Source organism: Kribbella antibiotica (assembly GCF_004349055.1).
In the GTDB taxonomy this organism is placed as follows: Bacteria; Actinomycetota; Actinomycetes; order Propionibacteriales; family Kribbellaceae; genus Kribbella; species Kribbella antibiotica.
This window is the reverse complement of record NZ_SMKX01000034.1, coordinates 1-25,070: the sequence shown is the minus strand read 5'-3', so window position 1 is coordinate 25,070 and position 25,070 is coordinate 1. Positions and strand designations below refer to the sequence as shown.

Sequence of the window (25,070 nt, the reverse complement as noted above, 5' to 3'; positions counted from 1 at the left end):
TGCGAGCTAGGTGAGGGGTCCGCCGATGATCGACACGAGACTGAGGCGACTGCTGTCGCCACTGCTGGGTCGCCCGCGGGATCGACCGGAGAGCTTCCGGCCGCGCGGGACGAGCTCGCGGGTGAGCAGACTAGCCGAGCGGTACGACGTGGAGGTGGACGCCGCGTTGCAGCGGCTCTGGCCGAAGTCGCGGATCTACCACGATCGTGAGTTCACCCGGGATCGGGCCGACTTTTTGCTCGTGGTGCGCGGGCGCGGGGTGATGGTCGAGACCAAGGTGAAGAGCGATCCCGGGCTCTTCCGCGGTTCGACGCTGCCGCCGCTGCTCGATCGGCTCCAGCGGGACGGCCGGCGACTGATCGTCGTACTGAATCAGGGCGATCCGACGCCTGCTCGCGCGCTCGTCGCGGAGAAGCTCGGCGACAAGGGATGTGTCGTCGTCTGGTCGGGTCCGCACCACGACGCCGACCTGCACGGCGCCGTCGAAGCCCTCCTCCAGCAAATGGTCCGCCACCAGTAGCTGGGGAGGGTCGTCTCTGGCGATTCCCCGCCTACTGCGCAGCACTCGGCACGGCACCTCGCCGCACTGGAGGAAAGGCCACGATGGAAAAGCATCGAGGCCTCCCCTCCAGCGCACCGATGCACCGCACCGAGCACTTGCTCGCTACGGCGCGGAATCACCAGAGACGACCTAGTGAAGCGGCGCGGAGAGGGGCGTCTCCGCGCCGCTGGCTTCGGATCGCAAGGTGTGCCGAATGGCGGCGAACCGAAGGTCTAGCAGGAGGTCGCGGCGGTACTTCCGCCGTCGACGATCCACTGGGAGTTCTGCTGCTGGACCCGCATGTGATCGAGCCAGCGGGTGGGGGTGGTGGCCGGCAGGACCGACTTTCCGGACGCATCCACCGTCCGGGCGGCGGTGGTGTCGTAGCAGGCGGTCACGATGACGCCGTTGGAGGCGAGCGTGCGCTTGGCCCACACGACGGTGGTGATGCCGGTGTTGCGCAGCTTCTTGGTGCGGTAGTACTTCGCCTGGACGCTGATCGACTGGAAGAGCTTGGTCGTCATCAGCGGCTGCAGTTGCTCGGTCTTGGCGCCGCCGCTGCGCATCATCGTGTCGAGGGCGACGCGGTAGTCGTAGTACGCGTTGACGACGGGATCGGCGGAGCCGACCGCGGGCCCGCTGACCTGCTCGGTGAGACTTTGTTTGGACGCCTTCTGGGCGCCCGGGGACGAAGCGGCGACGTCGGACGACGCCTCTTTACCGCACCCGGCGACGATCATCACCGGGACAAGAACGACGGAAACTGCCAGACTCCGATTGCGCATGCCGAACCTCCACTCTGGCCGCGCGCCGCCGACGCAGAACGTCGTTCGGCACTGATCGTGTAACGCGACGGCACGGATCGTAGTCACTGTGACCTAGATCACACCCAACCCCTACCGGGGTACTGGTTCGGAGTTGGCCCTCTGGTCGGACGTGTTTCAGGCCGCCGATTTCTAGGCTCGATGCCATGACCCAGACGCTGGTGAACCGCATCCGGCCGCTGCCGGCTCGAACCAAAAGCTTCGGCCAAGGCTGGCTCCGGTACGGCGTCCTGCTCGTCCCGCGCGGCATTCTGACGATGGCCGACGCCATTGCCGGCGAGACCGGGGATGCGGCCAAGCGGTGGGGCCAACCGCCCGGCCGGAAGGCGCGGGGCCCGGCCGTGTTCGGGGCCGGCCTGGCGAGCTCGGTGCTCGGCCTGATGAGCTGGTTCCTCTTGATACTTCTGCTGGTGGCCGTCGTTCGCGGACCGTTCTACGGCTTCGTCGAGCCCGGTCCGTACGGCCCTGGCACCTGGGGCGGCCCGAGTCGAGCCGGCGCCTGGGCGGTGCACGCGGCTGTCGCGATCCCCATCGTCGTATTGATCCCATTCGTCCTGCGTGGCATCAGCCTCCTGCACTCCGCCCTCATCTGTCGCCTGTACGGCGTCAGTACGGCGAAGTGGGTGCTTCCGGCAACTATCGCGGTCTGCGCCAGCGGTCTGTTGTTCTTCTGGTCGTGGATCCAGCAGCTGTGAAAGAGTCCGTTTGTGAGCGCTGAGCAGCAGACCCGCGGCGCCTGGCCGGGCGGCCAGTGGCGCTGGGTCGCTCTCGGCGGCGTCGTGCTCCTGTTCGGGCTGTCGTCACTCGATCTCTTTCAGCACTACACAGTGGGCAGCGGCGGGTTGACGTCGATGCTCGGCTTCAACCTGGATCCCGGGCCGTGGGTGCTGGGGCTCGGGTTTGCCCGGGGGGTCAGCCTGGCGCTGGCCTGGTCGAAGCCCCGGGCCGGATTTCAGCTCGCTCTAGTGGTCACCGCGGTCACGGCAGCGTTAAGCGATGCGGTCAGCACGAGCGAACCCTGGCCGTGGGCAGCCACGGCTGTCTTCGGGTACGCCGCCCTCCTCGCCATCGCAGGCGCTCGCGGTATGGCGAGACGTGAGCTCGTCCGATGGTGGATAGCCGCTCAGGTGCTGAGCGTGGTCGTGTACGTGCCCGTTTGGGCGCTGGGGACTGCCAACTTCGCCTCCGGGATCGTCATGGCCGTGGTGTCGGCCGCCGGGGCTGTCCTGGGCGGTCTGCTGTGGTCGCGGTCCGAGGCGCGCAGCAGGCTGGCTGAGCAGGAGGTCATCAGCGAGACCGAACGCAGTGAGCGGGCCCGCCTCCAAGAGCGCGCCCGGATTGCCCGCGAACTGCATGACGTCGTCGCTCACCACCTGTCCGTGGTCGTCGTACGGGCTGACAGTGCGCCGCACCGGCTGCCCGCAGTGTCGGATGAGGTCCAGCAGGAGTTCGCTGAGATCGGTGAGGCTGCTAGAGCGTCGCTGACCGAGATGCGCCGGGTACTGCGTCTGCTCCGGGAAGATGCACCACAAGAGCTTGAGCCCCAGCCCGGTTTCGACCAGCTGCCTGAGCTGATCAGCAGCGCGCGTCAGGCCGGGGCAGTGGTCGAGCTGGATGTCGAGGCGCTGGAGGGGATAGACCCGGCAGTGCAGCTGACTGTCTACCGCGTTGTCCAAGAGGCGCTGAGTAACGCGGTCCGCCATGCGCCGCGATCTGCTGTGAAGGTCCTGGTACGACGGGCCTACGGTTGCCTGCGGGTGGACGTCGTGAACGGGCCAGGTGCGGCTGCGGCGCCCGCAACCGGAAGTGGTCACGGTCTCCGGGGTATGCGGGAGCGGGTGGAGCTGGTCGACGGCACGATCATGACCGGACCGACCGAGGACGGTGGCTATCAGGTGTATGTCGAGATCCCGGTGGGAGAGGAGGTGACCGGTGATGATTCGCGTGCTGGTCGTTGACGACCAGGAGATGGTGCGGGCGGGCTTCGAGGCGCTGCTGAACGCCCAGCCCGATATCGAGGTAGTCGGTCAAGCCGGCGACGGCGCCCAGGCCGTCACCGCGGCTGCCGCGCTCCAACCGGACGTGATCCTCATGGACGTGCGCATGCCGGTCATGGACGGTCTCGCCGCAGCCCGCGAGATCCTCTCCGGCCCGGACGCACCCCGCGTCATCATGCTGACCACCTTCGACCTCGACGACTACGTGTACGCCGCTCTGCGTGCCGGCGCGAGTGGGTTCCTGCTGAAGCACTCGACACCTGATGAGCTGGCCAGCGCGGTCCGGGTTGTCGCGGCGGGTGACGCGTTGCTGGCGCCGTCGGTGACCCGGCGGCTGGTCGAAGACTTCACCCGCGCCCAGCCTGTCACCACGACCACTCCGGAACGACTCACTCCGCGCGAGACCGACGTACTGCGGCTGGTGGCCCGCGGCCTGTCCAACCGCCAGATCGCCGCCGAGCTGGTGCTAGCCGAGCAGACGGTGAAGACGCACGTGAGCAACATGCTCACCAAGCTGGACCTCCGCGACCGAGCCCAGGCAGTCGTCTACGCGTATGAGTCAGGTGTGGTCGTCCCCGGTCCGCGACACTGAGCTCATGGACGCACTGGAGCAGGTGAGAGCGCTGTGCCTCGCGCTGCCGGAGACGACCGAGCGGCTGAGCCATGGTGAGCCGACGTGGTTCGTGCGGGACAAGAAGGTGTTCGTGATGTTCGCCAACCAGCACCATGACGACCGGGTCGGGCTGTGGTGTGCGGCGCCGCCTGGGGTGCAGGAAGCACTAGCTGCGGAGGACCCCGAGCACTTCTACCGCCCGCCGTACGTCGGTCATCGCGGCTGGCTGGGGGTCTACCTCGACGTGGACGACGTGGACTGGGAGCACCTGGCCGACCTGGTCGAGAACGCCTTCCGGCAGATCGCACCGAAGACTCTGGCCGCACAGCTGGATATCTAGGGCGAACCAGCTGTTTGCAGGAGATCTGCAGATAGGGTGGCGCGGGTGCTGAAGGGTGGAGTGGGTCCGCGGCTCGCGATCAGTTTGGCGTTCGGCAGTTCGGCCGCTGTCATGGTGCTGGAGTTGGTGTCGCTACGCCTGGTCGCGCCGTACATCGGTCTGACGCTGGAGACCAACACTGCGGTGATCGGCGTGGCACTAGCGGCGATCGCGACCGGTGCGGCGCTGGGCGGCATCATGGCCGATCGGGTGGCACCGACGGTGACGCTGGGGCCGCTGCTGCTTCTGAGCGGCGCACTGGTGATGCTGATCCTTCCGATCGTGCGCTGGTCGGGGGAGGCGGTCCGGGGCGGTGGCCAGGACCTGGTCTTCCTCGTACTGGCAGTGGCACTGTTCGCGCCGGCCGCGCTACTGGCCGCGGTGACACCGATGGTGACCAAGCTGCGGCTGGACTCTCTGGCTCAGACCGGGACGGTGGTCGGCCGATTGTCGGCGTACGCGACGGTTGGTGGAATCGTCGGCACCGTGCTGACTGGGTTCCTCTTCGTCGCGCATGCTCCGGTCAGCACGATCGTGCTGACCCTGGGCGGTCTGCTGGTGGCTGTCGGCGCTTTCCTGACCGTCGTACTGCGAGGTGCTCGTACGGCGTTCAAACCGGTCGCGCTCGCGCTGATCGGCGCAACCTTGACCGTGGTGGCGCCCCGGCCCTGTGAGGTCGAGACCGCCTACCACTGCGCACGCGTCGTCGCCGACCCGAACCGCGAGGGTGGCCGCACGCTGTACCTGGACCAGCTCCGGCACTCGTACGTCGACCTGAACGACCCGACCTACCTGGAGTTCGGCTACGCCAAGAACTTCGTCGCAGCCATCGACGCGAAGTGGCGGGGCGACCGGGCGCTCGACGTACTGCACGTCGGCGGTGGCGGGATGACAATGCCGCGGTACCTGACCGCGACCCGTCCGGGCAGCCGGCACGTGGTGTACGAGATCGACGCTGCTGTCGTGGAGCTGGACAAGACCGAGCTCGGCGTCCGGACCGGTCCTGAACTCGACATCCGCGTCCAGGACGGCCGGCTCGGCGTCCGCGCCGAGCCGGCGGACAGCCGCGACCTGGTGATCATGGATGCGTTCGGTGGTGTGTCGGTCCCGTGGCACCTGACCACCCGGGAGCTGATCGCCGACGTAAAGCGGGTCCTGCGACCGGACGGGATCTACCTGATCAATGTGATCGACCATGGTCCGGCCAGCTTTGCCCGGGCCGAGTTGAGGACCCTGCAGGCCGAGTTCGCCCAGGTGGCCGTGATTGCGGCCGGCGATGGGTCCGGCGGCAACTTCGTGCTGGTCGCGTCGGATCGGCCGCTCCCCGCGATCACGGTGGCGGCCGGAATGCAGGTCCAGGACGATCTCACGCAGTTCGTTGCCTCCGCACCCGTCCTGACCGACGACTTCGCGCCCGTGGATCAGCTGCTGACGCCGTATGCGCAGTGAGACACGGCGGCGGGGAGTTGTGATCTGAGCCGTTGGCTTGTTGCATGTGGTCATGCACCCACGCGCAGGCCAGCCCGCCCAGCCCGGCGATCTCGTCGACGTCGACGCCCTGCTCTCGGCGTACGACTCCATCACGCCGGATGTCGAGAATCCCGCTCAGAAGGTCGTCTTCGGGACGTCGGGCCATCGCGGCTCGAGTCTGGACGGCGCTTTCAACGAGGCACACATCCTGGCCATCACTCAGGCGATCTGCGAGTACCGGGCTGGTGAGGGCACCAACGGCCCGCTGCTGGTCGGCCGCGACAGCCACGGCCTGTCTGAGCCCGCCTGGCGGACGGTCCTCGAGGTGCTCGCCGGGAACGACGTCCAGACGCTGGTCGACAGCGAGGACCGGCTGACGCCGACGCCGGGCGTCTCGCACGCGATCCTGCGCCTCAACCGCGGCCAGGGTGCCGGTGCCGACGGCATCGTCATCACGCCGTCGCACAACCCGCCGCGTGACGGCGGCATCAAGTACAACCCGCCGCACGGCGGCCCGGCCGACTCCGACGCGACCGGCTGGATCGCCAACCGGGCGAACGAGCTGATCGCCGGCGGCAACCGCGAGGTCCGCCGCAAGCCCTTCGACCAGGCGCGGCAGCACGCGGGTTCCTACGACTTCCTCGGTCACTACGTCGACGATCTGCCGTCCGTGCTCAACCTGGACGCCATCCGCAACGCCGGCGTCCGGATCGGCGCCGACCCGCTCGGTGGCGCGAGTGTCGACTACTGGGCCGCGATCGCGGAGCGGCACCGCCTCGACCTGACCGTGGTGAACCCGCGGGTCGACCCGGCCTGGTCGTTCATGACCCTCGATCACGACGGCAAGATCCGGATGGACTGCTCCTCGCTGTACGCGATGGCATCCCTGGTCGCCCAGAAGGACCGGTACGACGTCGCCACCGGGAACGACGCGGATTCGGATCGGCACGGCATCGTCACCCCGGACGCCGGGCTGATGAACCCGAACCACTATCTCGCCGCCGCGATCTCGTACCTGTTCGCGAACCGGAAGTGGGGTCCGGAGGTCGCCGTCGGCAAGACGCTCGTGTCGTCGACGCTGATCGACCGCGTCGTCGGCGATCTCGGCCGACGGCTGTGGGAGGTCCCGGTCGGCTTCAAGTGGTTCGTGCCGGGCCTGATCGACGGCTCGGTCGGCTTCGGTGGCGAGGAGTCGGCGGGCGCGAGTTTCCTGCGCTTCGACGGCACCGTGTGGACGACGGACAAGGACGGGATCCTGCTCGCGCTGCTGGCCAGCGAGATCACCGCGGTCACCGGCGAGACGCCGTCCCAGGCGCACGCGAAACTCGTCGAGCGATTCGGAGCTTCGGCGTACAGCAGGGTGGACGCTCCGGCGACTCGCGAGCAGAAGGCCAAGCTGTCGGCGCTGTCGGCCGATGCGGTCACCGCGACCGAACTGGCCGGTGAGCCGATCGTCGACCGGCTGACCAGCGCGCCGGGTAATGGCGCAGCGATCGGCGGGCTCAAGGTGACGACCGAGTCCGCGTGGTTCGCGGCGCGGCCGTCCGGCACCGAGGACCTCTACAAGATCTACGGCGAGTCGTTCAAGGGCGCCGACCATCTCGCAGAGGTCTTCGTCGAGGCCCGCGACGTGGTGTCGAAGGCCCTCGAAAGCTAACGAAGAGAGCTAACGAACGAAAGCCTCGAGCAGCCGGTCCAGATCCGCGGCGGGTGAGTTGGTGAGCCCGCTGTGGATCGGACTCGGATGTACGACGGTGCTGCGCGGTGCCGCGAGCCAGCGGAAGCGCTCGCCGATCCGCGTCGTCGCCGCCGGCCCACCTACGGGGTCACCGGCGCAGATCGCCCGGATGTGCTCCAGCGATGCGCAGACCACGTCGACGTCGACGGCCGGATCCAGCGCGCGGAGCCGGCTCGGCTCGACATCCCAGGCAGCGCCGAGGAAGTCGAGACCACGGCAATAAAGCACTGCGCCGACGTTGACGAACTCACCACGATGAATGCGCGGCGCGGCCCGCAGAATCACGTAGTCGAACGGGACGAGATCGCTCATGCGGCACCGCCCGGCTGCCAGGTCGCGCGCTGCTCCAGCCGCGCGAGCAGATGCCCGAGATAGCGCTCTCGGTCGCCGTCGCCAAGCCACTCGTCGGGCACCAACGCGATCACCTCGGTGAGTAGCTCAGACGTGATCGCCGCAACCAGCTCCTCCGCAACAGCCGGTACGGCGGGGGCCGCGACCGAGAACACGTGGTCATCGGCGTCGTACGGGAGGCTGGCGAATTTCTCGGCCGACATCCAGGAGTGGTGGAAGTACAGGGCTGCACCGTGGTCGATCAGCCAGAGGTTCTTGTGCCAGACGAGCAGGTTAGTGTTCCGCCAGGAGCGGTCGACGTTCGCGACGAACGCGTCCAGCCAGAGAATCTTCGCCATCGCGTCGTCACCAGGGTTGCCGGCCGAGCCGTCGTACCCGAAGGAGCCCGGCAGGTAGTCGACCGCCAGATTCAGCCCGGCGCTGCGGACCAGCAGATGCTGGATCTCTTGATCCGGCTCCGACTTGCCGATCGCCGGATCGAGCTCGATCAGCTTCAGCTCCGGCACCCGCAGGCCGAGCCGCCGAAACAGCTCGCCGACGATGATCTCCGCTACCAGCGCCTTCGGCCCCTGACCGGCGCCCTGGAACTTGATCACGTACGTCCCGAGGTCGTTGCCCTCAACGACTCCGGGCAGCGATCCTCCTTCACGCAACGGCAGCACGTACCGGGTGGCAGTGACAATCGGCAGACTCACGCGGGCGAGCCTACTTCGTTTCCGGGCAGCCAAGCTGTCGACGAGCTGCAACGGGGCTGTGCGGCAGCAGTGAGCCTTTCGGGAGGGCGGCGATATCCTTGCTCTCACAGAGATTCAGGCCTAGTCGAAAGGTCGGCCAAGCGTTGGTTGCGTCCGATAATCTGCTGGGATGTCGACGAAGCAGTGGCACCAGCCGGGGAACGACAAGCTGAGCCCGGCAGAGGTTTCGCCGGCTCGCTACCGCCATGCCGTCATCACCGGTGTGGTCGCGGGGCTGCTTGCCGTTGCGTGTGTGGTCTACCCGTTCGTCATCGGCCGCGCGACCTTGGGGATGCTGCTGCCAGCCCTGTCCGGCACAGTTGTCGCGGGCGGTTTCGGTTTCTCGTTCTGGTGGACCGCCAAGAAGGGTCGGCGGGACACACTGCTGATCGAGCACGCCAGCTTCCCGGCCTTCGCGGATGTCCTTTCGGTGCAGGATCACAAGTGGAGTGAGACCTCGCCGGGGTACGCGATCGAGGTGCGGGTGAGCGGTCCGGACATCCAGCCGTTCCAGGCGACCTTCAAAAGCATGCAGTTGCGGCCGGTTCAGGTCGGTGAGCGGCTCGGCGCTCGGGTCGTACCGGCCGCTCACCTCTACCAGGTGCAGTTCTGACGCAGGCTCTATCAGTTGCGGAAGAAGGCTTCCAGCCCGTGCAGGTCGTCGGTGTTGAGATGGTCGACACCGGCGGCCGCGAGCTCGGCCCAGAGGGCTTCGCGGGCGGCGCCGCGGGTGTCCGGGGTGGCCCAGAAGCGGACGCGGTAGCCGGCCTGGTGTGCCGTCTGGACGATGTCGCGCAGCTTCGCCTGCTCGGCGGCCGGAATCGGGCCGATCCCGGTCCAGGTGAAGTTGTTGGTCCAGTTGTCGCTCACCAACGGCATCAGTGACGCCGGCATCCCCGAGCGCAGGTCGCTCAGCCGGCCGTCGTACCCGGCGTACCGGATCTTCTGGGCCTTGAGGACGTCGAGCGGGCGGTTGCCGCTGATGACCGAGGTGACGGCACCCTTGAGGGTGCGCCCGTTCGCGAAGATCGTGCTGATCCCGCGGTACTTGCGTAGCGCTGCGTCGATCGCCGCGTACGTCGACGGTCCGTCGCTCTTGATGTCGATCAGCAACTGGAAGTCGCGACCGTGTTTGTAGACCTGGCCGTGGTTCGCGCGGACCCGATCGGCCAGTGGCTTCAGGTACAGGCTCTCCAGTGTGCGGCCCGGTTTGGCGTCCTGCTCGTCATGCGCGACCCGCAGCTCGCCGTCGATCAGCCAGACGTCGGCCTCGACGCTGTTGAACCCATGGTCCAACGCGTCCTGCAACGGCCGCCGGTGTTCATAGTCGTTGTGAGCATGCGCCGATGGCAACGCCCGTACGGCGGGAGCGTCGTACTGGCGCGGCAGCCGCAACCCGTTGTCCCGTACGACGGAGCGCAGCCGATCGGGGTAGTCCGTGATGATCCCGTCGACGCCCTTGTCGATCAGCGACTGCATCGTCGCCGGATCGTCGATCGTCCACGGCACGACCTTCATCCCGGCCTTGTGCGCCGACTTCACCATGGCCGCGGTCACGTACGGCTTGTAGGCGGGGTCGGTGACCTTCCCGTTCTGCGGGAAGCCGTGCACCGGGGAGATCGCGGAGGCGCCGAACGACTTGGTCGCCTTGACCAGGTCACCGCCGAAGTCGTCGATGTCGATGCCACCGAGCCACGGGGACTTGCCGGGCTGGCCGGTCTGCAGGAAGTCGTAGTTGGTCAGCGCGACCAGCGGCAGCGCGGGAGCGACCTGACGCATCCGCATCAGTGCGCCCCAGTCGAAGCTCTGGATCGTCACCTGACGGCTGATGCGTGCCTTGCGAATTTCGGAAGCGACGACCTGGACGAACTGCTCGCGCGGCGCGGTCTCGCTCGGTGCACCGGCCTCGACCTTGGTCTCGATGTTCAGCTTGACGTCGTCGGCGTGGAAACGCTGCACGAGCGCGAAGACCTCACGCAGCTCCGGCATCTGCGCGCCAGGGTCAGGCTGCTGGGCCGGGTGCTCGGCCTGCGTCAGCGAACCGCAGTCGAGCTGCTTGACCTGCTTCAGATTGAGCGTGTTGATGTACTTCCCGACGTACGGGTACTCCGGGTCGTTCGGCGTGTACGGCGCGGTGTCGCGGCACTTGTTCCCGCCGATCTTGCGATCGTGGGTGATCACGGCGTGCCCGTCCTGGGTGATCTGTACGTCGAGCTCCAGGGTGCTGACGCCGGTCTCGAGCCCGCGGGTGAACGACGCGAGCGTGCTCTCGACGGTCAGGCCGAGGCCGCCGCGGTGACCCTGGATGTCGAAACTGCCGCGATGGGCGCTGGCCGGTGTGGTCGGCAGCAGCAAGCCGCCGACCAGGGCAAGCGGCAGCAGCACACGGGGAAGGCGGTGCATGAAGGGGTTCCTTCCGGGGGGAGAGACGGTCGTGCTGAGCGTCTCTGGGGAAGGTAACCGACAAGAGGCCGACAGGTAACCGTTAAGCATTCACGAAATCGACGTGATCTCCCGGAACGACTGAGCCTCGGCGGTGATGCTGCCTTCCTTGAAGGCGGGATCGAGTGATCCCTTGGTCTGCCGGAAGACCCTGATCCGGATCGTGCACTTCGTGTTGCTCTGGTCGGGAGAAGGGGCAGTGGCCAGGGTGATCAAGTCGGCGGGGATCTTGCCGCCGGTCGCGCCGGGCGGGAACTGGAGGCTGCTCTCTTGGATGCAGGAGCCGCTCCAGCTGACAGTCGTCGGCAGAGCGGTCGGCGCCACGGAGTAGAACTGCACCGTGATCGGCGACGTCCGGGAGGCCGTCGTCCCGGTGGCCGGTGCCGTCAGCTGCAGGCGCTCGGGCAGGACGACGGTCGAGCTCGGCGCCGACGTCTCGGGATTGCGCTTCAGGGCGAACGTGATCTCGTCGCCGCCCTTGAAGGTGCCGTTGAGCGGGGTGGAGTAGTTGGTGACGCCGAGGCTCTTGTTCCGCATCAACTCCTGGGTGGAGCCGGCTCCGGAGGCGCTGATCGATTCGTTCTTACCGAGCTTGACGTAGGTCAGCGTGCCGACGCGCAAAAGGGCCTCCGCCTCTGCGCCCGGGAGGTAGTCCGTGACGGTGACCCGGAGATCGGCCTTGATACCGCTCGTGTGGATGTCCTGGGAGTCGGCGGTCGAGCAGCCGGACAGGATCACACCGGCGACGACGAGCCCTGCGATAAGCCTCACGCGACGGAAGTTAGCACCGGAGAGGTTTAGGGGTGCCGGACCGGGAAGCGCCTCACGGCGCGAGGCCGCTCGTAGCGGCTTTATTTGGGACCCGGGGCTTGCACCGGTCCGACACCTCCATCAGTGTAACCGGTGCCCAAATCCCTTGTCCTGTTGAGATCTCGGCGCGCGAGACCCATAACACTTCAAGGGGTGCTGCGCAACTACCAGAGTTGACCGGCGCGCTCGGCGCGGGCCGCGGTCTGCAGCTGATCGGCCATCTCGACCAGCTTCGACGCGGACAGCACCTCGTCGTGACCGTCGTCGGCCAGATGGGCCCGGCCGGTCGCGATGATCCGCGCGAACGCGGCCGCACGATCCAGCGTGGTGGCGAAGTCCCCGGTCGCGACACCTCGCAGTACGGCATCGACCATCTCGCGCACCTCGGTCGGGCCGGGCGGTTCGGCGACTCCGGCCACCACGGCATGCACTTCGGCATACTTGCGGCCGGTGCTGAACTCGCGCGACACCTGGTCGGCGTTCGAGTGCACCCAGGAGCGCAGCAGGTACAGCCGCCACAGGGCGCCCGGCAGTGAATCCGACGGTGCGTCGGACCACAACTCGGCCAGCTCGTCGAGACCGTAGTCGTCGGCCAGCTTCACGACTCGCGCGTGCACCTCGGCGTCCTCGGACGACCGCACCCCGCGCACCAGCAGCTCGGCGGTCCGGTGCGCGACTTCGGTCACGACGGCCGGGTCGGAAGCACCCGGCAACGACTCGAACAGCTTGTTGCCCGGCAGGATCGGGCGGCGCGGATTGGGTGAGCTCACGGCCTCTATCGTGCCTGACGCAGGAAGCCCCCGCATCTCAAGCAGGCTCCTCCGACAAGTCGCTGCTGAACCAGCGCTGCGGCCGGACGGTGTAGAGGACCGGCGCGGACTCCGGATGCGCGAACTCACCCTGCACGAAACCGTCCGCATACTCGGCCGGCATGTAGCGCTCGGCGATCTTCTTCATCGCATCCGGAGTCGCCGGTCCGGAGCTCACCACCGAACCTTCGATGGTGACGTACTTGTACGGCATGTCTTCGGTCTGCACGGTGACGGTCACCGCTCCGGCCGCGGCGATCAGCTCGGCCTTGCGAGTCTTCCGGCCTTGGGTGTTGGTGAAGAAGGTCAGGTCGCCACCGGGCTCGTAGTGGTAGAAGACCGGCGACGAGAGCGGCGGCCGCCCGTCGGCTCCGGCGACAGACAGGATCGCGACGTGGGACGCGGCCAGAAAGGCCGCACGGCCGGCAGGACTCATCGGACCAGGCATTCGAATACTCCTCACGGGCTGTATGGATCACTGTAGGCTCGGCATTATGGCGGCTGGGCGAGGCCAATTGGCCAAGAACTTGATCAAGTACGGCGTGCGCTACGGACCGCTTGTCGTCGAAGCGGTCAAGCACGGCCGCGAACCGGCCCAGCAGGCGGTTCAGGCGGCGTACGCGCGGCGAACTGGGCGGAAGAAGGCTCTCGAGCACGCGCTGACGGTTCGTGACGGATCCCTGCTCAAGGTGATCAAGGACGGTCAGGCGGTCTTCTTCGTCTTCTCCGGCGACGCGATCGTGACGACCTATCCGCCGGTCCCGCAGGCGACGTACCCGGAGCTGTTGCGGCATGCCGACCTGGACAAGCGTGAGTCCGCCGCCGAGCTCGCAGCGGCCCGTGCCGCCCGCCGGCCGCGGATCGGTGCACGCCTGCCCAAGGTGATCCGACGCAAGTAGCGTTGACGCGGGCGTAACATTCGCGACCCGGCGAGGCAACAGGCCGCCCGCAGAGTAGAAGGACGAAGCTCCACGAGGGAGGGCGTCCGCATGCTCTGGAAAATCAGGACCGAACTCGCCGACCGGCCCGGTGCACTGGCCGAACTCGCTGCACGGTGTGGTGCGGACGACATCAATATCCTGAGCCTGGAAGTCTTCACTGCCGAAAGCGGCGCTGTCGACGAGCTGGTTGTCTCCACCGGGGTGGGCTGGTCCGCGGAGGACCTGACCGCTCTGGTCACCGAAGCCGGCTGCGTCCGGACCACGGTCAAGCCGTGCCAGGCCGACGTACTGAGTGATGCCCCGACGCGGTACCTGCGGGCTGTGCTGCGGCTGGTTGAGGACCCGATGTCGGTCGACGACGAGCTCGGCACGCTCCAGGGCTTCGGCGAGTACACGCCGGCCGAGTGGGCCCGGGCCGATGTGCTGGTCGAGATCGCTGCCCGACTGGCTGAGCGGTTGCAGGAGCCGGTACTCGACGGCCCGCGCCCCGGCAGCGGCGTACCGGAGTTGCGGCGTGCATCTGTCGAGGACGCCGAGGCTGTCGTCGCCATGCACGAGCGCTGCTCACACGAGAGCCGCACCCGGCGCTATCACGTGCCGATGCCGAAGCTGACCACCCGCACTGCCCGGCACCTGTCCGCGCCCGCTGGTGGCGTGTCGGTCGTCGCTGCGGTCGACGGCGCCGTGATCGGGATGGCCACGGCCGCCCCCTGGGAAGAGCTCGGCGGTACGGCGATGGAGGTCGCCGTACTGGTTGAGGACGGCTGGCAGGGGCGTGGGCTGGGTGGCCAGTTGCTGCGCCAGGTGATCGGCGCAGCACGTGATCTGGGCGCCGACCGGGCCGTCTGTGTGGTCCAGCCGGAGAACGCGGCGATGCTACGCACGATCGAGGGTCTGCGGATGCGGACCCGGGTCGTCCACGACGGCGACAACCTGATGGTCACTGTCGCGCTGTCTCACGAGAGCCTGTCGCATGCAGTGGATCGGGCGTCGGTGCAATATGGTCGGTCCCGTGCCATCCCTGCCCGGTCGGAATCCGCATGGCCTTCTGGTCAACCTGCCCGCGAGTACACGCTCGCCGCTCTTTCAGCTCTTCAGCCGGTTGCTGGTAGCGCTGGGACTGTTGACCCTGATGGTGCTGATCGTGGTGGTCGACCGTGACGGCTACAAGGACACGTACGACGGCTCTGTCGACCTGATCGACAGCATCTACTACGCCACCGTCACCCTCACCACCACCGGGTACGGCGACATCACTCCGGTGACGCCGTCGGCCCGGCTGGTGAACGCCTTCATCGTCACGCCACTGCGGATCTCGTTCCTGGTGGTACTGGTCGGCACGACCCTGGAAGTCCTGGCCAATGAAGGTCGCCGCATCATGCGCGACACCCGATGGAGGAAGCGCATGAAGGACCACGTCGTTGTCGTCGGCTACGGCACGAAGGGCCGGGCGGCCGTGCAGACCCTGCTCAGCAACGGGGTCAAGCGCGACACCATCGTGGTGATCGACCCGCGCGCGCAGGCGGTCGGTGACGCAGGCAACGATCAGATGGCCGCGTTCCACGGTGACGCGACGAACCGCACGGTGCTGCGCCGGGCCGAGGTGATGACGGCCCGCGAGGTGATCGTGACCACGGATCGCGACGACTCCGCCGTGCTGGTCACCTTGGCGGTGCGGCAGCTCAACCCGACCGCACACATCGTGGTCGCGGTCCGCGAAGAGGACAACGTGCCGTTGCTGCGCCAGAGCGGCGCCGACGCGGTCGTCACCTCGTCGGAGGCCGTTGGCCGGCTGCTCGGCCTGTCTGCCGTCAGCCCGAACCTGGGCGAGGTGATGGAGGACCTCCTCACCTACGGCGAAGGCCTCGAGGTCGCCGAGCGCCCGGTTCTCGGCCGCGAGGTGGGCAAGCCCCCGTCGGCCCTGCCCGACCGGGTCGTCTCAGTCGTCCGCGACGGCAAGGTCCACCGCTACTACGACGCCAACGTGTCGGTCCTGGCCGCTGGCGACAAACTCATCGTCGTCCGCCCGGCCAAGGAAACCCCCTGGGCCGAGCGCCCCGGCGCCGACGACAACGACGACTAAACCGCAAACGGTACGGCGTTCTGTCCGTTGGACTGTGATCCAGCGGGGTGCTGCCAGCGGCCGTCGCGGGCGAGTAGCGGCAGGACGGATTCGCCGAACCAGTAGGCCTCTTCGAGGTGCGGGTAGCCCGACAGGATGAATTCGTCGATGCCCAGGTCGGCGTACTCCTTGATGCGGTCGGCGACTTCGCGGTGGCTGCCGACGAGCGCCGTACCGGCACCGCCGCGGGCCAGACCGACGCCGGCCCAGAGGTTCGGGTAGATCTCGAGGTCTTCGGGGCGGCCTTCGTGCAGGGCGAGCATGCGCTTCTGACCCTCGGATTCGCTGCGTCGCAAGCCTTCCTGGACCCGGGCGATCGTCTCGGGCGGGAGCGCGTCGAGCAGTCGACGAGCTTCGCGCCAGGCATCTTCGGAAGTGTCACGGGTGATGACGTGCATGCGAATGCCGAAGCGGACAGTACGGCCGGCGTCCGCGGCCAGTTTGCGAATCCAGGCGATCTTCTCGGCGACAGCGGCCGGCGGTTCACCCCAGGTCAGATAGACGTCGCTGTGGGCTGCTGCGACCGGTCCCGCCGCGGCGCTTGACCCGCCGAAGTAGATGGGCGGCGTCGGGTCAGGCACGGACACCAGCCGTGCCTGCTCGACCCGCAAATGCTTACCTGCATAGTCAAACGGGTCGCCGTGCTCCCACAGCTTGCGCACGATCGCCAGGAACTCGTCGGTCCGCGCGTAACGCTCATCCTTGCTGAGGAAGTCGCCGAACGCCTTCTGCTCAGTCGGTTCACCACCGGTCACCACGTTGAGCAGCAACCGGCCACCGGACTGGTTCTGGAACGTGGTCGCCATCTGCGCGGCAAGGGTGGGGGAGAGGAGCCCGGGCCGGAAGGCGACCAGGAACTTCAACCGATCGGTCGAGTCGAGTAAAGATGCCGTCGACAACCAAGCGTCGTCACACCACAGGCCGGTCGGCGTGAGCGCGCCGACGAAACCGAGCTCCTCGGCCGCGGTGACGATCTGCCGCAGATAGCGCGTCGTCACCGGGCGGTCCCGGTGGACGACGTCCGCGCCGTGCCCGCCGCCGACGATGTTGCGCGAGTCGCCCGACGTGGGCAGGAACCAGTGGAAGGTCAGGGTCATCGAACAGCTCCAGTGTTTATGAGCGAGTGGCTAGTGTGCGGTCTGTGGAGTCGAGAGAACGCCCGAGCGTCTCGGGGAGCGCTCTCGCGGAAAGCAGGCTGACGATCGCGATCAGCACGTTGTACGTCGCCAGCCACCACAGGTCCCCGCCGCCGAGGCTCACCAGCCAGGCGGCGATCAACGGCGTCAGCCCCGACGCGACGATGCCGGAGATCTGATAGAGCGCTCCCAGCGTGGTATAGCGCACCCGCGTGCTGAACAGCTCGGCCCAGAACGCGGCGAGCGGGCCGTAGATCACCCCATCCAGTACGCCGATGCCAACCGCGAGCGCGATGAACACCGTGACCGACGTGCCGTGCTGCACCAGGGCCGCCGCGGGGAACGCGAACAGCAACGCGGCCCAGGTCCCAGCCCGATACACGGGTTTGCGCCCAACGCGGTCAGAGAGCGCTCCCGCGATCGGTATCAGCGCGACGCCGATCAAGGCGCCGACCACGATTCCGTTCAGCGCATAACTACGGGGCAGCTTGAGGTCATTGGCGACGTACGAGAGCAGGTAGACCGAGAAAAGATTGAAGGTGAAGCCCTCGATGTAGCGCGTGCCCATCCCGAGCAGCAGCGACCGCGGGTGCTCCTTCAGCAGATCGACCAACGGGACGCTGGAGACCTCCTTGCGCTCACGCACCTTCGCAAACGCCGGCGTCTCCATCACCGACAGCCGGATATAGGCGCCGATGGCAAGCAATCCGGCACTGACCAGGAAGCAGATCCGCCAACCCCAAGCCAGGAAGGCATCCTCGGGCAACAGACTGGCCAACGAGAACGCCGCCGACGCCAGGAACAACCCGCCCGGTACGCCGATATGCGCGAAGCTGCCGAAGAATCCGCGCCGGCCGGGTGGCGCGTACTCGACCGCGAGCAGCACCGCACCGCCGTACTCGCCGCCGACACCGATCCCTTGCAGGATGCGCAGCACGACCAGCAGAATCGGCGCCCAGACTCCGATGCTGTCGTAGGTCGGCAGCAGGCCGATCAGCGTCGTACCGACGCCCATGATCACCAGCGTCAGCAGCAGCATCTGCTTGCGGCCGATCCGGTCGCCGAAGTGCCCGAACACCAGCCCGCCGATCGGCCGGGCCAGGAAGCCGACCGCGAAGGTCGCGAACGACGCAAAGGTTGCGGCCGACCCGCTCAGTCCGGTGAAGAAGAGCTTGTTGAAGACCAGCCCGGCGGCGGTGCCGTAAAGGAAGAAGTCGTACCACTCGATGGTCGCGCCGACGCAGGCCGCGATCGCGACCTTGCGCGGCGAGGGCGGTGGTTTGTCGGTCATCGGAACTCCCGGGCGGCGGGTCTTGGGCTACTAAGTCGATGAGATTAATCGGGTTTCGCGCCGAGCGGAGTCGATCCCAGCATGTGAACCGGTGCCGGGGGCAACAACCTCTGAGTTTTACGCGATTTTGATGCGCGGCCGGCGGGCGCTGCGGGCCGGCGTACTGGAGAATCTGAGTAGCCGGCGCGTTGGACAAGCGCACTGGTTCGGAACTGCCGGGGCAATTCGGCACTGACCGGATCTGCATCCGCACCTCGGTCATGACAAGGTGAGACACGGAGTCTGACAGAGTGGTCTGGACCACTAATGAACGAGACTGTGGAGGTGGCCCGGGGTGGAGTCTGACGTTGTCGTCGTGGGCAGTGCGAACGTGGACCTGGTGCTCCCCGTCCAGCGCATCCCGCGACCCGGCGAGACCGTGCTCGCGGGCGTGATGACCCGCGGTCCCGGCGGTAAGGGCGCCAACCAGGCGGCGGCGAGCGCCCGAGCCGGTGCGCGCACGACCATGGTCGTCTCCCTCGGCGCAGACGAGGGTGGAGCCCTGCTCCGCGACACCTTGGCCGGCGCCGGCGTCGACCTCTCGCTCGTGAGCACCTCCGACGCCCCGACCGGTACGGCGATCATCACCGTCGACGCGAGTGGTGAGAATTCCATCGTGGTTGCCCCCGGTGCGAACGGCGAGCTGACGCTGTCACCCGAGGCTGCTCATGTCATCGGCGGCGCCACGATCGTGCTCGCCCAGCTGGAGATCCCGATGGCGACCGTCCAGGAAGCCGCCGCGACCAGCTCGTACTTCATCCTCAACGCAGCCCCGGCGGCCGAACTGCCGGCCGCCCTGCTTGCCGACGTCGACCTGCTCGTGGTGAACGAGAGCGAGGCCGAGGCGATCGCTGGACCGGATCGGAACGCGCTGCTGAAGCTGGTCCCGGCCGCAGTCGTCACGCTCGGCGGCGCCGGCGCGGTGATCCTGACCCGCGGCAACGACGAGATCACGGTCCCCGGCGTACGGGTTGAGGTGGTCGACACGACCGCCGCGGGGGACACCTTCTGCGGGGTGCTCGCGGCGACCTTGGCGGCCGGATCAGCGATCGAGCCGATTACGCCCGGCGACCTGACGAACGCGGTCCGACGCGCTAACGTAGCTGCTTCATTGAGTGTTCAGACCGCGGGAGCCATTGCCTCGGTGCCTCACGGGGATGCGATCGACGCGCGTTATGCGGAGGTGTATCTGTGAGTCCGCTCGAACCGCGGCCCATCGATCTGCCCTCACGGGTAGAGCTGGGGCTCCGGGCCGACATGTCCTTTCTTGACGACGCAACGATTCTCGGAGCGCCGGAGGACCCGGCGGATCTGCCGCGCTGGCGGGCCAAGCTGGCCGAGTGGCTGATCGGTTCCTACGACCGAACGCCGTACAACGGCTCCCAGTACGACGACCCTGCCCGCGAGTGGACCCAGACGGCGTACTCGGTGGCGCTCGTCTGGCTCTGGGACGACCTGCTGTACGACGTCTCGACCGGGCAGTTCACCCCGGAGAAATTCGTCCGGCACGGAGTGGAGCAGTTCGGCGGTCATGACGCGATCGTGCTGTGGCACGCGTACCCGGTGATCGGGATCGACTCCCGCAACCAGTTCGACTTCTATCGCGATGTTCCGGGCCTCCGGCAACTGATCGATGACCTGCATCGCCTTGGTATCAAGGTGTTCTTCGACTACAACCCCTGGGACGTCGGCACCCGGCGGCCCGCGCGGTCGGACGCCGAGGAGTTCGCGGCACTCGTCACGGACTATGCAGTAGACGGCGTTTTCCTGGACACGTTGAAGGAAGGCGACCCGGCCTTCAATCGTCGGCTGCGGGCAGCCAACCCGGCGATCGCGATTGAGAGCGAGCTGCGGTTGCCGATGGCAAGGGTTGGCGACCATGCCTTGTCCTGGGCGCAGTGGTTCGCCGACACACATGTGCCGGGGGTGCTGCGGGCACACCTGTTTGAGCGCCGGCACATGATGCACCACATCCGTCGCTGGAACCGCGATCACAGCGCCGAGCTGCAGTCCGCCTGGATCAACGGCGTCGGCATCATGGTCTGGGAGTCGGTGTTCTCCAGTTGGGTCGGCTGGAACGCCCGCGACCGCGCGACCCTGCGCCGGATGGTGACCGTGCAGCGCGCCTTCGCGCCGGTGCTGATCGACGGCGACTGGATCCAGCTGACGCCGGAGATTCCGGACAAGGCGCGGGTGCACGGGATCTACGGTTCGCGATTCGACCTGCAGGACATCACGTTCTGGACGCTGATCAACCGCGGCGACGACGACTTCGAGGGCATCGTGCTGCGATCGGAGGATCAGGTCGGCGACTGGTACGACGTGACCTCCGGTGTGCCGATCACTGCCGACGACGACGGCGTGCACCTCGTCGTGCCGGGTCGTGGTGTGACCGGCATCGTCCGGGTCGGCGCGACTGCGGGAGCGGGTTGCCGGACGACCGCGCGCAGGCTCGGCACGATGCCCCGGCCGCATGTCGACGACTCCGCGTTCCCGATGCGCCCGGCGGAACGGTTGCCGGTTCCCCCGGTTGCCGGTACGGCGTCGATCGGGCCGGTGGTCGCCGTACCGGGTGGGGCTCAGTTGCTGACCGTGAAGCACCGGCGGCGCGAGACCGGTCTGTACGACCAGGCGCCGTACGTCGATGAGTGGAGCCCGCGCCAGCATGAGGTGCGCACGGTGACGCGCGATGTCGAGCTGCCGGGTATCGCGGTTGCGATTTCTGAGGTGACGAACGCGGAGTTCGCCGAGTTCGTTGCCGCGACCAACTATCGGCCGCTGATCCCGAACCGTTTCCTCGCGCACTGGGTCGACGGCGCGCCGGTGGCCGGGACGGCCGATCAGCCGGTGACGTACGTCGATCTGCCAGACGCACGGGCCTATGCAGCCTGGCGCGGCGGGCGGCTGCCGACCGAGGACGAATGGCAGGTCGCGGCCGATCTGGACGGCTTCACCCGAGCCGAACCATTGGTCTGGAACCTGACCGAGAGCGAACACCGCGACGGCCGCAGCCGCTTCTGCATCCTGAAGGGCGGCTCGCACTATGTCGCGCAGGGCTCCGATTGGTACGCCGACGGTGGCCCACGCGAACCGGAAGTGAGCTTCAAGCTGGTCCTCACCGGTGGTGGACTCGACCGGTCGGAGACCATCGGTTTCAGGTGTGCCGGCTAAGGGCGACGGTCGAGGCATGACCGCAACCGGGCATGCCTCGACCGCCTTGAGCGTTAGCCGACGAACGCGATCGCGTTGCCGTCCAGGTCGCGCACGATGAAGTCGGTGCCGCCCCAGGCCTGTTTGGTCAGCTTCTGCACGATCTCAGCATCAGCAGCCAGATACTCGGCGTAGAGCTCGCGGACATTCGGCATATCGACGAACGCCATGATGAGCCCTTCGCGTTCCGCGACACCGGCCGCGAACACCGGCTCATGGACCAACTTCAGGTGCAAGGTCGCACCGTCGCGTGACACCGATCCGTAGAACGGCAGGCTGCCGTGCAGGAAGTCGATCTGGAAGCCGAGCCGGTCCCGATAGAACGTGGCCGCGGCAGAGACGTCCGCGACGTACAGGACCGGGTTGGCGTTTGCCACTGCCGTGGCCGCAGCCAACGGCTGCTCGCTGGCGGGCGGAGCCGCTTCTGTGCTCGCCTTGAGTTCGGCCCAGTCGGCAAAGCCCGCTTCGAGGGCGATGATCTCCTGGGCTTCGGTCAGCGGAAACTTCAACGCGAGGGCCTCACGGTCGGACAACGCGGAATAGCGCGCGAGCTGCCGGATCCGGCCGCCGATCGAGAAGTTCCCGTCGCGGTGCCAGCGAACGAGTAGTTTGGCCTGCTTCTTGTAGGTTTCGAGCTTGGGCATGGCGCTCCCTCTTCGGTCGTGAAGTAGGTGGGCCTTGCCCTTTCGGCGTGACTGCCGCTGCGCCCTACAACCGGGTCTGAACCCGCGCCTGCAGTGGTGATTTTATCACGGGCGCCCGGAGGGGGCACGGGGTTGGCGGAGGGGGATCGAGCTAAGGTCATAGGCATGTTGCCGCGCAGTGTTGATGCTGTGGTGATCGGTTCGGGGCCGAATGGGCTGGTGAGCGCGATCTCGCTCGCTGACGCCGGTTGGGACGTGCTGGTGCTGGAGGCCGCGGACACCTTCGGTGGTGCCGTTCGGTCGACTACCAGTGACGGCTGGGTCAGTGACCGGTTCAGTTCGAACTACCCGCTGGGTGTTGCGTCGCCGGTGATCCGGGCGCTGGAGCTCGAGCGGTTCGGGTTGAAGTGGGGGCACGCGCCGCTGCCGCTGGCGCACCTGCTTGACGCGGACGAGGGAACGGCGGTGGCGATTCACCCTGATCCCGAGGACACCGCGAAGTCGGTCGGCGCGGATCACCCGGGTGACGGCGAGGCGTGGCTGCGGCTCTACCAGCAGTACGTCGCGCTGCGGGAGCCGCTGTTGAAGTCGCTGCTCACCGCGTGGCCGCCGGTGGCGCCTGCGGTGAAGCTGGTTCGCAAGCTCGGGTCGGCGGGGGAGTTGCTGCGGTTCGCGCGGTTCATGGCGATGCCGATGCACCGGATGGGCAAGGAGCTGTTTGCCGGGCCGCGTGGGTCCGCGCTGCTGGCGGGGAACGCGCTGCATGCTGACTCGCCCTTGTCGGGCAGTGTCAGCGGCACGATGGGCTGGCTGCTGACGATGCTCGCGCAGGACGTCGGGTATCCGGTCGCTGTCGGCGGATCGAGCTCATTCTCCGGCGCGCTGGTCGCCCGGGCTGAGCGGGCGGGCGTGCTGTTTGCTGCGTCGATGCCGGTGACGTCGGTCGAGGTCACCGGCGGGCGAGCGACCGCCGTACTGACTGCTTCGGGTGAGCGCGTCGCTGTTTCGCGCGCCGTGATCGCGGACACCTCGGCCCCCGCCCTGTACGACGGCTTGTTGTCGGGGGCAACGATTCCGGCTGGGTTGCGGCGGGATCTGGACGAGCGGTTCGAGTGGGATTACCCGACCGTGAAACTGAACTTCCGGCTCAGCGGGCCGATCCCGTGGAAGGCCGCCGAGGCGCGGTCGGCCGGGGTCGTCCACCTTGGTGGTACGGCCGACGAGCTGGTGCATGTCTCTGCGGATCTGGATACCGGGCGGGTGCCGACGCAGCCGTTCCTGCTGATCGGGCAGACGACGAAGTCGGATCCGTCGCGTTCACCGGCCGGGACCGAGGCAGTCTGGGCGTATGCGCACCTGCCGCGCGGCATCGCCGACGACGAGGCCGCCGAGAAGCTGTCCGGGCGGATGGAGCGTGCGATCGAGCGGTACGCGCCGGGGTTTGGCGCGCTGGTCATCGACCGCGATCTGCAGCGCCCGAGTGTCCTGGAGGCGGGGAACGCGGCGCTAGGCCTCGGCGCGCTCGGCGGCGGCACGATGCAGTTGCAGCAGCAGCTGATCTTCCGGCCCACGATCGGGCTCGGCAGCCCACGCACCTTCGTCGACGGTCTGTACCTGGGCAGCTCGGCGATCCACCCCGGCGGCGGCGTCCACGGCGCCTGCGGTCACCTCGCAGCCCGTACGGCGCTGCGCGACGCCTCCCTGCTCGGCCCGGTCACCCGCAAGTTCCCGACCGCCGCACTCCGCCACCTGCAGAAGTGAAACTCGACGAGCCCACCTGCCGCGCGCGCTTCGCCGCGGCCAGGGTGGCTCGGCTGGCGACCGTCGGTGCCGATGGTCAGCCGCACCTGGTCCCGGTGACGTTCGCAGTCGCTGGGGATGAGGTGTTCATCGCCATCGACCACAAGCCCAAGACGACCACCAACCTCCGTCGGCTCCGCAACATCGCTGCCAACCCGTTGGTGACATTGCTGGTCGACGAGTACGACGACGACTGGTCCCAACTGTGGTGGGTCCGCGCGGACGGCATCGCGCAGGTCCTACCGACTGCCCCGACTGACTCGCTGGTGGCCAAATATCCGCAGTACGTCGTCGATCCGCCGCAGGGACCGACGATCGTGGTGATGGTAGAACGCTGGACCGGCTGGGCTTTCGCGTGAATTCGCGCCTAGAGTCTCGTCTGCGGCGGACCTGCAGCACTGACCAACCTCCCTTGTCGACCACTGGGCGGCACGCGCTGAGCGTGAACCGCGCCTGCCGGGCGGAGTTGGTCAGTGGTGGCGGTCCGCCTAGTCGGGTAAACCGGTGGGCGGGCCTTCGCCTAACGTCGTCCAGCGGACCCGCATCACCGTCCAACCTCTTGTACCCGCCACAGAAGACCACCCGCTGAGCGTGAGTCGGGTGTACCCGGCGGAGTTACTGGGTGATGGCGGTCCGCCTCGGCCCGGGTGTGGCCGGCGATCGGGATGCAGGTCGCCTGAGATGCATCCCACTGAACCCACTCGTGCCTGTGCGAGTGGACCCACTGGGTGGGCGTCTTGTGAACCCACTGGGTGACTGTGCGGATCGTGTCGCCGGGAATCGATGTCCGGCAGCACGGTCCGCACTCTCGAGTGCTGGTCGCACACTGGCGCCACTCGCGGGGCGGACCTGTGCCACTCACCAACCTCTCTCGCAGGCCGCTGGGCGGCACGCGCTGAGCGCGAAACGGTCGTGCGAGGGAGAGTTGGATGCTCCTATGGATGTCAAGCAGCGGTTGGCTTGGGGTTTGGTTGGCGTAGGACGTAGTAGATCTCGCGGGCGATGAGGCGTTTGAGGCAGCGGATGATGTCTTTCTTTGACAGGCCTTCGGTGGTGCGTTTCGCTGCGTAGGCCTGGGTGCGTGGATCGTGGCGGAGTCGGCTGATGACGATCACGTAGAGCGCTTTGTTGGCTTGCCGGTCGCCGCCTCGGTTGAGGCGGTGGCGGTGGGTCTGGCCA

Annotated in this window: 26 protein-coding genes; 15 read left to right on the top strand and 11 right to left on the bottom strand. The window is 67.5% G+C overall.

Annotated features, from left to right (window positions below; all coding sequences use genetic code 11):
* Window positions 1-25: 25 nt before the first annotated feature.
* Window positions 26-520 carry a hypothetical protein gene (locus E1263_RS14460; protein WP_132167806.1) on the top strand — a complete coding sequence of 165 codons (495 nt, stop codon included), beginning with the start codon at window positions 26-28 and terminating at the stop codon, window positions 518-520.
* 254 nt (window positions 521-774) lie between these two features.
* On the opposite strand, the gene E1263_RS14455 is transcribed toward E1263_RS14460, so the two are convergent.
* A complete protein-coding gene (locus E1263_RS14455) occupies window positions 775-1,326 on the bottom strand; it encodes a hypothetical protein (RefSeq protein ID WP_132167805.1) in 552 nt (183 codons plus the stop codon).
* 185 nt (window positions 1,327-1,511) lie between these two features.
* Between E1263_RS14455 and E1263_RS14450 the strand changes: the two genes are divergently transcribed.
* The 6 genes from E1263_RS14450 to pgm are packed head-to-tail and all read left to right on the top strand — an operon-like array spanning window position 1,512 to window position 7,481.
* Entirely contained in the window at window positions 1,512-2,060 is a 549-nt protein-coding gene (locus tag E1263_RS14450; RefSeq protein WP_132167804.1) for a hypothetical protein, read from the top strand.
* A 12-nt stretch (window positions 2,061-2,072) separates the two neighbouring features.
* Window positions 2,073-3,323: a sensor histidine kinase gene (locus E1263_RS14445; protein ID WP_132167803.1), complete on the top strand. Its 1,251-nt coding sequence runs from the start codon at window positions 2,073-2,075 to the stop codon at window positions 3,321-3,323.
* Window positions 3,301-3,954 (top strand): response regulator, encoded by a 654-nt coding sequence (locus E1263_RS14440; RefSeq protein ID WP_202868876.1) that lies wholly within the window; start codon window positions 3,301-3,303, stop codon window positions 3,952-3,954. Before E1263_RS14445 ends, E1263_RS14440 begins: the two co-directional genes overlap by 23 nt.
* A gap of 4 nt (window positions 3,955-3,958) precedes the next feature.
* Window positions 3,959-4,315, top strand: a complete 357-nt coding sequence (locus E1263_RS14435; protein ID WP_132167801.1) for an MmcQ/YjbR family DNA-binding protein — start codon at window positions 3,959-3,961, stop codon at window positions 4,313-4,315.
* A gap of 45 nt (window positions 4,316-4,360) precedes the next feature.
* Window positions 4,361-5,803: a fused MFS/spermidine synthase gene (locus tag E1263_RS14430; RefSeq protein WP_238161240.1), complete on the top strand. Its 1,443-nt coding sequence runs from the start codon at window positions 4,361-4,363 to the stop codon at window positions 5,801-5,803.
* Window positions 5,804-5,855: 52 nt separating this feature from the next.
* Window positions 5,856-7,481 (top strand): phosphoglucomutase (alpha-D-glucose-1,6-bisphosphate-dependent), encoded by a 1,626-nt coding sequence (pgm, locus tag E1263_RS14425; protein WP_132167799.1) that lies wholly within the window; start codon window positions 5,856-5,858, stop codon window positions 7,479-7,481.
* Window positions 7,482-7,490: 9 nt separating this feature from the next.
* Here pgm and E1263_RS14420 read toward each other — a convergent pair whose 3' ends face one another.
* Both E1263_RS14420 and E1263_RS14415 read right to left on the bottom strand, forming a co-directional pair.
* Entirely contained in the window at window positions 7,491-7,874 is a 384-nt protein-coding gene (locus E1263_RS14420) for a DUF3037 domain-containing protein (RefSeq protein WP_132167798.1), read from the bottom strand.
* Window positions 7,871-8,608, bottom strand: coding sequence for a HipA family kinase (locus E1263_RS14415; RefSeq protein ID WP_132167797.1), 738 nt, complete (start codon window positions 8,606-8,608; stop codon window positions 7,871-7,873). The genes E1263_RS14420 and E1263_RS14415 overlap by 4 nt, the downstream gene beginning before the upstream one ends.
* A 169-nt stretch (window positions 8,609-8,777) precedes the next feature.
* Between E1263_RS14415 and E1263_RS14410 the strand changes: the two genes are divergently transcribed.
* Window positions 8,778-9,260 carry a hypothetical protein gene (locus E1263_RS14410; RefSeq protein WP_132167796.1) on the top strand — a complete coding sequence of 161 codons (483 nt, stop codon included), beginning with the start codon at window positions 8,778-8,780 and terminating at the stop codon, window positions 9,258-9,260.
* An 11-nt stretch (window positions 9,261-9,271) separates the two neighbouring features.
* Here the strand turns inward: E1263_RS14410 and E1263_RS14405 are convergent, their stop codons facing one another.
* The 4 genes from E1263_RS14405 to E1263_RS14390 all read right to left on the bottom strand — a co-directional run bounded on the left by E1263_RS14405 (window position 9,272) and on the right by E1263_RS14390 (window position 13,156).
* On the bottom strand, window positions 9,272-11,050 hold the full coding sequence (locus tag E1263_RS14405) for a glycerophosphodiester phosphodiesterase family protein (protein WP_132167795.1): 1,779 nt from the start codon (window positions 11,048-11,050) through the stop codon (window positions 9,272-9,274).
* Between the two features lie 90 nt (window positions 11,051-11,140).
* On the bottom strand, window positions 11,141-11,860 hold the full coding sequence (locus E1263_RS14400) for a hypothetical protein (protein ID WP_132167794.1): 720 nt from the start codon (window positions 11,858-11,860) through the stop codon (window positions 11,141-11,143).
* Window positions 11,861-12,063: 203 nt separating this feature from the next.
* Entirely contained in the window at window positions 12,064-12,669 is a 606-nt protein-coding gene (locus tag E1263_RS14395; RefSeq protein WP_132167793.1) for a hypothetical protein, read from the bottom strand.
* Window positions 12,670-12,706: 37 nt separating this feature from the next.
* A complete protein-coding gene (locus tag E1263_RS14390; protein WP_132167792.1) occupies window positions 12,707-13,156 on the bottom strand; it encodes a pyridoxamine 5'-phosphate oxidase family protein in 450 nt (149 codons plus the stop codon).
* Window positions 13,157-13,202: 46 nt separating this feature from the next.
* Here E1263_RS14390 and E1263_RS14385 point away from each other — a divergent pair, with 46 nt between their 5' ends.
* The 3 genes from E1263_RS14385 to E1263_RS14375 all read left to right on the top strand — a co-directional run bounded on the left by E1263_RS14385 (window position 13,203) and on the right by E1263_RS14375 (window position 15,732).
* The gene (locus E1263_RS14385; protein WP_238161239.1) at window positions 13,203-13,607 is read left to right on the top strand and encodes a hypothetical protein; all 405 of its coding nucleotides are present in this window, start codon (window positions 13,203-13,205) and stop codon (window positions 13,605-13,607) included.
* Between the two features lie 90 nt (window positions 13,608-13,697).
* Window positions 13,698-14,810, top strand: coding sequence for a GNAT family N-acetyltransferase (locus E1263_RS14380; protein ID WP_132167791.1), 1,113 nt, complete (start codon window positions 13,698-13,700; stop codon window positions 14,808-14,810).
* Entirely contained in the window at window positions 14,782-15,732 is a 951-nt protein-coding gene (locus tag E1263_RS14375) for a potassium channel family protein (protein ID WP_132167790.1), read from the top strand. The genes E1263_RS14380 and E1263_RS14375 overlap by 29 nt, the downstream gene beginning before the upstream one ends.
* Here the strand turns inward: E1263_RS14375 and E1263_RS14370 are convergent.
* Together E1263_RS14370 and E1263_RS14365 are read right to left on the bottom strand one after the other, a co-directional pair.
* Window positions 15,729-16,868, bottom strand: a complete 1,140-nt coding sequence (locus E1263_RS14370; protein ID WP_132167789.1) for an LLM class flavin-dependent oxidoreductase — start codon at window positions 16,866-16,868, stop codon at window positions 15,729-15,731. The genes E1263_RS14375 and E1263_RS14370 overlap by 4 nt on opposite strands.
* Window positions 16,869-16,884: 16 nt before the next feature.
* Window positions 16,885-18,198, bottom strand: coding sequence for an MFS transporter (locus E1263_RS14365; RefSeq protein ID WP_132167788.1), 1,314 nt, complete (start codon window positions 18,196-18,198; stop codon window positions 16,885-16,887).
* 334 nt (window positions 18,199-18,532) lie between these two features.
* Between E1263_RS14365 and E1263_RS14360 the strand changes: the two genes are divergently transcribed.
* Together E1263_RS14360 and E1263_RS14355 are read left to right on the top strand one after the other, a co-directional pair.
* Complete coding sequence (locus tag E1263_RS14360) at window positions 18,533-19,432, top strand: ribokinase (RefSeq protein WP_132167787.1); 900 nt, start codon at window positions 18,533-18,535, stop codon at window positions 19,430-19,432.
* Window positions 19,429-21,408, top strand: a complete 1,980-nt coding sequence (locus E1263_RS14355) for an SUMF1/EgtB/PvdO family nonheme iron enzyme (RefSeq protein WP_132167786.1) — start codon at window positions 19,429-19,431, stop codon at window positions 21,406-21,408. The genes E1263_RS14360 and E1263_RS14355 overlap by 4 nt, the downstream gene beginning before the upstream one ends.
* 53 nt (window positions 21,409-21,461) lie before the next feature.
* Here the strand turns inward: E1263_RS14355 and E1263_RS14350 are convergent, their stop codons facing one another.
* Entirely contained in the window at window positions 21,462-22,091 is a 630-nt protein-coding gene (locus E1263_RS14350) for a glyoxalase superfamily protein (RefSeq protein WP_132167785.1), read from the bottom strand.
* A 165-nt stretch (window positions 22,092-22,256) separates the two neighbouring features.
* On the opposite strand from E1263_RS14350, the gene E1263_RS14345 reads away from it, so the two are divergent.
* Both E1263_RS14345 and E1263_RS14340 read left to right on the top strand, forming a co-directional pair.
* Window positions 22,257-23,852: a phytoene desaturase family protein gene (locus E1263_RS14345; RefSeq protein ID WP_132167784.1), complete on the top strand. Its 1,596-nt coding sequence runs from the start codon at window positions 22,257-22,259 to the stop codon at window positions 23,850-23,852.
* Window positions 23,849-24,250, top strand: a complete 402-nt coding sequence (locus E1263_RS14340) for a TIGR03668 family PPOX class F420-dependent oxidoreductase (RefSeq protein ID WP_132167783.1) — start codon at window positions 23,849-23,851, stop codon at window positions 24,248-24,250. Before E1263_RS14345 ends, E1263_RS14340 begins: the two co-directional genes overlap by 4 nt.
* Window positions 24,251-24,835: 585 nt before the next feature.
* On the opposite strand, the gene E1263_RS14335 is transcribed toward E1263_RS14340, so the two are convergent.
* Window positions 24,836-25,070, bottom strand: a 235-nt coding sequence (locus tag E1263_RS14335; protein WP_165956610.1) for a transposase, incomplete at its 5' end; no start/stop codon positions are given.

What these genes read in the sequence shown, in the direction of transcription:
- E1263_RS14420 (WP_132167798.1), bottom strand. Translation starts at nt 7,874, where the DNA reads ATGAGCGATCTCGTCCCGTTCGACTACGTGATTCTGCGGGCCGCGCCG.
- E1263_RS14455 (WP_132167805.1), bottom strand. Translation starts at nt 1,326, where the DNA reads ATGCGCAATCGGAGTCTGGCAGTTTCCGTCGTTCTTGTCCCGGTGATG.
- E1263_RS14450 (WP_132167804.1), top strand. Translation starts at nt 1,512, where the DNA reads ATGACCCAGACGCTGGTGAACCGCATCCGGCCGCTGCCGGCTCGAACC.
- pgm (WP_132167799.1), top strand. Translation starts at nt 5,856, where the DNA reads ATGCACCCACGCGCAGGCCAGCCCGCCCAGCCCGGCGATCTCGTCGAC.
- E1263_RS14380 (WP_132167791.1), top strand. Translation starts at nt 13,698, where the DNA reads ATGCTCTGGAAAATCAGGACCGAACTCGCCGACCGGCCCGGTGCACTG.
- E1263_RS14370 (WP_132167789.1), bottom strand. Translation starts at nt 16,868, where the DNA reads ATGACCCTGACCTTCCACTGGTTCCTGCCCACGTCGGGCGACTCGCGC.
- E1263_RS14385 (WP_238161239.1), top strand. Translation starts at nt 13,203, where the DNA reads ATGGCGGCTGGGCGAGGCCAATTGGCCAAGAACTTGATCAAGTACGGC.
- E1263_RS14365 (WP_132167788.1), bottom strand. Translation starts at nt 18,198, where the DNA reads ATGACCGACAAACCACCGCCCTCGCCGCGCAAGGTCGCGATCGCGGCC.
- E1263_RS14390 (WP_132167792.1), bottom strand. Translation starts at nt 13,156, where the DNA reads ATGCCTGGTCCGATGAGTCCTGCCGGCCGTGCGGCCTTTCTGGCCGCG.
- E1263_RS14435 (WP_132167801.1), top strand. Translation starts at nt 3,959, where the DNA reads ATGGACGCACTGGAGCAGGTGAGAGCGCTGTGCCTCGCGCTGCCGGAG.
- E1263_RS14405 (WP_132167795.1), bottom strand. Translation starts at nt 11,050, where the DNA reads ATGCACCGCCTTCCCCGTGTGCTGCTGCCGCTTGCCCTGGTCGGCGGC.
- E1263_RS14350 (WP_132167785.1), bottom strand. Translation starts at nt 22,091, where the DNA reads ATGCCCAAGCTCGAAACCTACAAGAAGCAGGCCAAACTACTCGTTCGC.
- E1263_RS14410 (WP_132167796.1), top strand. Translation starts at nt 8,778, where the DNA reads ATGTCGACGAAGCAGTGGCACCAGCCGGGGAACGACAAGCTGAGCCCG.
- E1263_RS14460 (WP_132167806.1), top strand. Translation starts at nt 26, where the DNA reads ATGATCGACACGAGACTGAGGCGACTGCTGTCGCCACTGCTGGGTCGC.
- E1263_RS14440 (WP_202868876.1), top strand. Translation starts at nt 3,301, where the DNA reads ATGATTCGCGTGCTGGTCGTTGACGACCAGGAGATGGTGCGGGCGGGC.
- E1263_RS14375 (WP_132167790.1), top strand. Translation starts at nt 14,782, where the DNA reads ATGGTGCTGATCGTGGTGGTCGACCGTGACGGCTACAAGGACACGTAC.
- E1263_RS14345 (WP_132167784.1), top strand. Translation starts at nt 22,257, where the DNA reads ATGTTGCCGCGCAGTGTTGATGCTGTGGTGATCGGTTCGGGGCCGAAT.